Annotated in this window: 11 protein-coding genes; all 11 read right to left on the bottom strand. The window is 30.6% G+C overall.

The genetic code is table 11. The features are described 5' to 3' along the window. Positions 1–1,078, bottom strand: a 1,078-nt coding sequence (locus ACKVOD_RS08225; RefSeq protein WP_409208991.1) for a hypothetical protein, incomplete at its 3' end; no start/stop codon positions are given. Next, positions 1,071–1,994, bottom strand: a complete 924-nt coding sequence (locus ACKVOD_RS08220; protein WP_409208990.1) for an HNH endonuclease — start codon at positions 1,992–1,994, stop codon at positions 1,071–1,073. The genes ACKVOD_RS08220 and ACKVOD_RS08225, both read right to left, overlap by 8 nt. A gap of 53 nt (positions 1,995–2,047) precedes the next feature. Continuing rightward, positions 2,048–2,257, bottom strand: a complete 210-nt coding sequence (locus ACKVOD_RS08215) for a hypothetical protein (protein ID WP_409208989.1) — start codon at positions 2,255–2,257, stop codon at positions 2,048–2,050. 39 nt (positions 2,258–2,296) lie between these two features. Then, complete coding sequence (locus tag ACKVOD_RS08210; protein WP_409208988.1) at positions 2,297–2,674, bottom strand: cupin domain-containing protein; 378 nt, start codon at positions 2,672–2,674, stop codon at positions 2,297–2,299. 8 nt (positions 2,675–2,682) lie between these two features. Next, positions 2,683–3,162: a YopX family protein gene (locus ACKVOD_RS08205; RefSeq protein WP_409208987.1), complete on the bottom strand. Its 480-nt coding sequence runs from the start codon at positions 3,160–3,162 to the stop codon at positions 2,683–2,685. A 6-nt stretch (positions 3,163–3,168) separates the two neighbouring features. Next, positions 3,169–4,062 carry a toprim domain-containing protein gene (locus ACKVOD_RS08200; protein ID WP_409208986.1) on the bottom strand — a complete coding sequence of 298 codons (894 nt, stop codon included), beginning with the start codon at positions 4,060–4,062 and terminating at the stop codon, positions 3,169–3,171. 100 nt (positions 4,063–4,162) lie between these two features. Then, a complete protein-coding gene (locus ACKVOD_RS08195; RefSeq protein ID WP_409208985.1) occupies positions 4,163–5,602 on the bottom strand; it encodes a DnaB-like helicase C-terminal domain-containing protein in 1,440 nt (479 codons plus the stop codon). Positions 5,603–5,608: 6 nt separating this feature from the next. Further along, a complete protein-coding gene (locus ACKVOD_RS08190) occupies positions 5,609–6,403 on the bottom strand; it encodes a DNA-methyltransferase (RefSeq protein ID WP_409208984.1) in 795 nt (264 codons plus the stop codon). A gap of 5 nt (positions 6,404–6,408) precedes the next feature. After that, positions 6,409–6,804: a hypothetical protein gene (locus tag ACKVOD_RS08185; RefSeq protein WP_409208983.1), complete on the bottom strand. Its 396-nt coding sequence runs from the start codon at positions 6,802–6,804 to the stop codon at positions 6,409–6,411. A 48-nt stretch (positions 6,805–6,852) separates the two neighbouring features. Further along, positions 6,853–7,134, bottom strand: coding sequence for a hypothetical protein (locus ACKVOD_RS08180; protein WP_409208982.1), 282 nt, complete (start codon positions 7,132–7,134; stop codon positions 6,853–6,855). 54 nt (positions 7,135–7,188) lie between these two features. After that, a complete protein-coding gene (locus ACKVOD_RS08175; protein WP_409208981.1) occupies positions 7,189–7,605 on the bottom strand; it encodes a hypothetical protein in 417 nt (138 codons plus the stop codon). Positions 7,606–7,631 lie beyond the last annotated feature (26 nt).

Genomic DNA, 7,631 nt, shown 5'->3' with positions numbered 1-7,631 from the left:
CTAAAGCGCGGAATAAGGCCATTTCTGTCTCGTAGTTATGGTTTCCATAAATTGAATGAACTTCACATTCTCCGAAACATTCAACCATTCTAGTAATAAATGCTAAAAGACTGTCTAAGGCGAAATCAAACTGTTCTTCTCTAACGTAATCATATTTTAATTCTGTGCCACGCTGAGTTTTTCCGTCAAGTGAGTGAATTAGATCACCAAGACCCATAATTACACATTTTTTAAATTTACTTTTTCTATTATCTACTTCTTTTACAATTTCGGTAGCAAATTTATCCACACATTCAACAGTTTTTTCAGTCGTCCAGTCTGGGCGATTAAACATATATTTGGCCTTGGCATTGGCACCGTAATGTAAATCTGAAAGAACAATCGTAAATACCCTATCAGAATTTATATCTTGAAACTTAGATTTATAGTCGAATTGTTTTAATTCCGGCGGATTATAATTTTCAAGGAAATTAACAAAAGGATCAAATTTTCTAGCTTGGAAATCTTGCCATTTTACAGCCTGAGATTGAACGCTTTTCCAAGATTCTTTCTCATAAGTTTGATAAATTTTAAATCTTTTTTCTTCTAATATTTTACCAACACTATCCTCAATACTGTTTTCTAGAACTTCTTCAATTGATAAAGGTTCTTTTGTTTTAGTTAAATTAAAGATTCTTCTATATTCTTCAAATATTTCGGGCGTTAAAGTATATTTTTTTACAATTTCATCACAGGTTAAATTATCGCCCCACTCGGAAAACGAACGGCAAATAGCGCGATGTTTAGGCCCTGAAACAACCAGCGGTTTAACTTGACACTTTAAATTGACACAATAAACATCATCTATTTTATTATAAGTATATTTATCAGAAATAAATTCCAGTTCTAAATCCGGGTTGGTTTTAACTTTATTAAAAGATTCTTTTATTTGGTTAAAAACCGCATTTCCCTGAGTCTTTTTAAAACCAGTAGTTTCACGGAACCATTGACGTGCTCCCTTTTCTGGTAAACCGGAATCTAAAATTTTTTGTAGCTCTTTTACTATTTCTGGGGTAACTTTTATTTTTGATTTATTCATAATTTGTATTTTGATATTTTTGTTTGAAGTCTAAAAACTGTTCTAATGTATTATTTTTCTTTCCATAAAGACGATGAAATAATTTATGAACTTTTTCGCAAAGCGTAATGCCATTATTTATATCTAATCTTTTTTCTTTACACCAATTATAACCATCTAAATGATGTGAACATAACTTGCCACCTCTTTGACCTGAAATCTGACAGGTAAAATTATCTCTAATTTTAACTGATTTTTCCCATTCTCGATTTTCCGGCGTATTTCTTTTGATTATTCTTTCTTCCGGCGTTAAATTATGATTATAATTATGACTTTTTTCTCCTTTGAGGTTATGTTGACATCCGCAGCTTTTAGTACACCCCGAAATTAAATTACATCTTGGAAGAATTCTAATAGAATTACATTCGCAAACACATTTCCAAAATGATGTTTTTCCAATGGTGTGACTATATTCTACTACGGTTAGTAGACCGAATTTTCTCCCCGAAATATCTTTTCTACATCTTTTAATAATAGATTCTTTGTTATAGCAACCGCAACTTTTAGTATGTCCCCCTGTCAAGTTTTCGCCAACTTTTATTACTAAATTCTCACAATCGCATTTACACTCCCATTTTGATCTTGGTTTAGACGTGTTTGTATAACCGACTTGCCGAATAACTAAAAGTTTTCCAAATTTTTGGCCGGTTAAATCTTTGAATTTAAAAAGGTGACGATTTGCTTTCTGAAAACAGCCGCAACTTTTAGTGTTTTGCGATTTTAGACTCTCAGCTTTAATCGTTTTTGTATTTCCGCAGTCACACTTACAAACCCAATAACTACTACCCTTTTCAGTATGGGAAAAAGATACTACTATTAGTTGTCCATATCTTAAACCGCAAATATTTTTAATCCGAGTAGGTAATTCAACTACCATTTTAATTCCTTAATTATTTCAGGTGATATTTTTTTACTCATATTATTTAAATTTTATAAAAACCGGCTGGATTTATTGTTTGGTCGTTTTTTATTCTTGTTAACTGTTCTAGTATCAGCTATATACTGTTTTTTCTTGGATGTTCTAGAATTATTTACACTATTTGGGTTGTCGGGCACGCTATTTTTATCGGCTATTTCCGTTCTTTCCGGTTTAAAAGTGGAAAATTCCGCCGGAATACCGTTTAGAAACCAAGGAATCATTATTTTTCTATAAATTTTACAATTTCGTCAAAAAAATTATCATTTTTGACTATCTCCTTTTTCAACCCTATAAGAATCTGAATCCTCATGGTGAGTTGAAAATTCTATTAAATCAGAGTCTTCTAACGCTTCTATTTGATGAAAACAAAATCTAGGAACATCCAAAATATCTCCTTTATTTAAAGTAATTTGGTATTTACTGGCATCTTCGGTATTAATTCCCGTAACTACTAATTTGCCGCTCAACAAATAAAAACTTTCCCTTTTTTTGATATGCATGTGGTTGGAGAACTTAGTCCCGGCATTGAAATGAAGAATTTTACCACAATATTCTTCATTATTTACTATAATATTTTCGTAGCCCCATTTCTTAGGAAATATTTCATTAGTTAATTTATTTAATTTGGGATGATTCATTTTTAAAATTATTTTAATAATTCACGATTTTCTAAAATATTACCAATAATTTCATATTCGTATAAAATTGTAGTCATGTTAATAATATTAGCCCCGTATGAAGTATATTTATCTGTTTTGATTATATCTTTAGTGAAAATACAAAAACAAGCATTACCTTTTGGATAGCATACATGTCCAGTGTGATGTAGAACATCTAAGGTTTCTTTTCTATTAATTAAATCTATAATTACTTTTCCTTTAGTTTCTGTATATCTCGGTCTTACCTCGCGTGCGACTACAATATCACCTTCATAAATTTCTTTTCCTTCTAAGTCTAATAAACCTGTAAATTGCTGAACAACAAAGCAATCTGGCTTAAAAATCATTACATCATCGTCTTTAACTATTCCGACATCCCCCTCCAAATTAAGAATAAAATAATCACGTAGATTTTTATGGAAACTTTTATCTATTTTGTTCCAAAATCTAAATTTCAATCTGTTCATGTCAATCTATATACTTTTTTCCCTAAGTAGCCCCACAATAGAATCCGGCCCGCGTGCGACTAATGTTTCATTCCAGTCTTTTTCCGGCGGTAAAATAATCTTTATAATATTTTCATCGAAAAAATTACTTAATTTAATTTTTACCTTCTCGGCGGCTAAATTTCCTACATTATGATTTTCATAGTCATTGTCTAGACTAACTATAATATTTTTGAGATTTAAACTAATTAAATTTGATAAAATTTTGTTATGTAATCGAGTTCCAAAAATACAAATTACATTTTTAATCCCCGCACTCCACAGTGAAAAAAGGTTGCCCAATGATTCTACGATCACAACTTCTTGTTTTTCTTTTATTATTTTTTTATTTAAGTAAAGTGGAAAACAAACATCAGAAACTTTAAATAAATGTTTCCATTTTGGCTTCATCCAATTTTCTAAAGCCCGCCCGGACACCCCTACAATTTCTTTGTTTTGACCATAGATAACCGTACAATGTCTTTTGGTCATTTTACCGTCTTTAAATATTCCGACGGTAAATTCATCAAATATAGATTTGTCAATCGCGCGGTTTTCCCAATAACTATAATCTTTTATTAAATTATCTAAAATACTTTTATCAAAAACTTTGGGGAGTTTTAATTCATCAATAAAATCAGTATTAGAAAAACTATAATTTTGATCTGTAATTTCTCCACCCAAAAGAGTAACTAATTTATCAAATGAGCCGCCGGACGCTTCAACAAAATCAAACCAATTTCCATTGCGCGGATTTACGCTGACTGAAAAATTTTGTCCGCCGCGCCAAGTTGCAATAATTTGTAATTCGCCGCCGGATTGCTGGATTTTACAGCCTTTATCTTGCAAAAAACTTTTTATATCTAAAATTTCTGATTCCATTATTCTATATCAAAAAACTACGGTTAAAATTAAAACTACCATAACTAATATTAAAACTCCTAACCAATAATAGGCCCAAAAATTCATATATTATTCAATTTTAAAATAAATCCCCGGAATTTTCTTGTTTTTTCTTTGGTAACATTTGTAAATTCATTTGTTCTTGTAATGTATTTAATTCGTAAACTTTAAATGATTGAAATTTATATAAAATGGCATTATCTCTGTAAATAGTTTTTCCTTCTTTATCTTTTCCTATTTTAACTTGCGTTTCAATAGTTTGGGATTCCGGGCCTAAACTTCTATTGCAGATACTTTCTATTTTATGAGTTGCTAATCCTCCTTCGCTTTCTATTTCTTCAATATTTCTTTTTCTTAATTTAAATGCATTATCTACAAATTTTGGAACCTCTCTTGATAATCCAACTTCTCCCGCCGCGTTACTTTGAGCCGCCGCAATTATAGGAATATCTAACTCGGCGGATAATTTTTTTGTTCTATCAACTTTCACGCCTAAAACCATTGAACTAGCAAATCCATCACGAACAGAATCTTGATCAGTTAACTTAAAATAATCATAAAAAACAATAGGTTTGCAATTTGGATTTTCAGCTTTTTTTTTCCAAACCCATCGCCGGATTATTGATTCTGTTTCTTCTTGTGAAATATTAGCAACATATAAATGTTGAAGTCTGTTAAACCATTTTTCGATAACTGGCCAAACTTTTCTAACATTTTTAACTAATTCCGCGTCCCGCCGCCAACCATTTCTTAAATAATATTCATTAACGCCAGATAACATAGAAACCAATCTGCGTTTTACTTCAACAGTTTTCATTTCCGTATCAATATACAATCCAACCATATCAGGGTCATTTGAACAAATTTTAGTCATTAAATCTAATAGAAAAGTGCTTTTTCCTACCTTATAAGAAGCAACGAATAATGTTAAAGTAGAATTAGAAAACCCTCCATAAAACTTTTGGAAAATAGGGTAAGGACAAGTTATTTCATTTGGTTTATCTAGATTTCCTAATTCCTCAATATATTCTTTTGTTCCATTAAATAAATCTTCGGGTTCCCCATCTAAACTAAAACTATTTATTACGTCCCCATAAAGATAATCACATTTACTAATAACTTGATTAAATGAATCATTTTTAGAATTATGAATATATTTTCTTATTTCGTCTAATCTGGAATCAATTTGTTTTTTAGCATAAATTTGAGCAAGTTCCTTAAAATATCCCGGCGCGGCATCTTTACTAACTTGCCTCAGCTCCAAACTTTCAAGATAAGAATAAGGGTCGATCTCAAATTTTAATCCTAGATTGTTAATTTTGTTGGCAATAGTAAATTTATCTAAGGGTTCTCTTTTTAATAGAGAATTTTTTATAATACTAAAAATTATTTCATTTAATTTAATAGAATAAAAATTTTCCCTAATTATTCCATCAATATCTGCAAAAATTTCTGGATATTGGATTAGTGCTGAAATTGATTGTATCTCGATTTCTTTTTTATTGTCGTCGTATCTCATGTAAATTTATATACCTTCTAATAACCTTTTATTGGCAATATCGCAATAATCCGCCGAAATTTCACTCCCAATAAAGTTTCTACCTAAAATTTTAGCTATTTTTGCGACCGTTCCGCTTCCCATAAAAGGATCGTAAATTAGATCGTCTTTATTTGACCAAGATAAAATATGATCTTCTGCTAGTTTTTCGGGAAATGTAGCGGGGTGTAAAAAGCTGATTGCGTCTTTACTCCCCTTATTCTTACCAGTAGCATAACTCCAAATATTTCCTCGGTATTTTTCTTCTTTAGTGATTTTATCTTCATCGCGGGCGCGTAGTGGATTCCCAATCTCATTAACAGAAGAGGAATTTCTATTTTTAAAATTATATCCGTCTCCTGCTGTTTTACATTTTATTTTTAATGGATTAAAGGTTTTTGGCCTTCCTTTTGAAAGGATAAACATATATTCAAATTCTGGATCATATCTGTTGTGATTCAATGGAAGATAATTTTCTTTTTTGTAAATCATTGTGTCGTGGAGATTAAATCCAATTTCTTTGAAGAATAAAGCTTGACGAAAGCTAGTTCCTGATTCAGTTCCGTCTTTAGTTTGATCTCCAACAACCCAAACAACTACGCCACCGATTTTAATAACTCTAAATACTTCTATTGCTATTTTTTCAAATTCAAAACTAAATCCATTATATTTTCTTAAATTATCATAAGGTGGAGAAGTTACTGTTAAATCAATGAAATTATCTGGCACATTAGCCATTGTGGTAAGACAATCTTCGTTATAAACTTTATTTATTTCTAGCATAAAAATTATCCTTTTAAGAAATCTACCAAACTATTTGGTTTTTTATCTATTTTTTTATAATCTTCTCCTATTTTTTCGGAATTTAAAGCTAAAACTTTATTAATTCCCTGTTGATTATATTTCCACAAATTAAATTTTTTTTCTAAATATGAAATACCCCAATCTCCCGTTAGAGGGCGCAATGATTCTGTTTTGGATAAAAAATCAGGCAAAGTGAATTGTTCTACAAATTCAAATCCGTATTTTTTGATCCAAGATTTTACCACGGAAGTTTCGATTATCCACGAAATATCGCGCGGATTTATATGGGCCAAAAGTCTTAAAATTATCGCCCGGACGCGTAATCTATTATCTTTCTTCCTTTGTTCTTCTGGTGTTAAAATTTTCTTAGGTCGAGACATAGTATGATTCAAAATCACACTATACTATATACCTAGAATCTTTAGAAATTACAAATCTTCGTCGAAATCTTCTGAATTGCCGTTGCCTAAAAAATTTTGGGTGGACGCTATACTTTCCGCTTCATTCATTCCGTTTATAAAATTGGTGACATAAGCTCTGATACCCATTTCATTGATCGAATTGGAAAACTCTGCACGAAGGTCTGGTTCCCCATTGTTTCCAAAAAATATAATAAAATTTCCGTTTGTACACTCGGAAATTTGATTTAATAGGGATTCGGGGAAAATAAACGGCTCACCAACGGGGTCGATAAAGTTTTTTTTAGGCATATTTTTATGAAATATATTATACGCTAGTAATTTACACTTTTTTATACAAAAAACTTATAAATCTATACTAAATTCGTCTTTAAACATTTTTACGGATAAATTATTGATATTTTCATCATATAATTCTATAAAAATAAATCCATTGCTTTCTGACCATTCCATTTTTTTAGCATCTGATTGGAGTTTTTTTAAGTATCCACTGCGTCCGCCGTGCATAAATTTGTTATAATTGACATGCAAGGCACGAGGGCTAACCTCAATAATTATTTTTTTAGTAAAATTAATTAAATCTAACCGAAGTAAACTTCCTTTTATCAATAATTCCTCACAAATAATATCATTTTCCCAGTATTTATGAAGAAAATCTTTAACTTTTTTCTGAGGACCAGAAACTTTTCTATTCCAGTCAATTAAATAGGATTTTAAGTTATAATTAACTAATATAGTGGTATTTAATTTGGTGAGTTTCATTTTAGTAAATTCCCGCCATATTTCCC

Source organism: Flavobacterium sp. (genome assembly GCF_046155325.1).
Taxonomy (GTDB): Bacteria; Bacteroidota; Bacteroidia; order Flavobacteriales; family Flavobacteriaceae; genus Flavobacterium.
The sequence above is the reverse complement of the archived record's forward strand: the minus strand, read 5'-3'. Positions and strand labels throughout refer to the sequence as shown.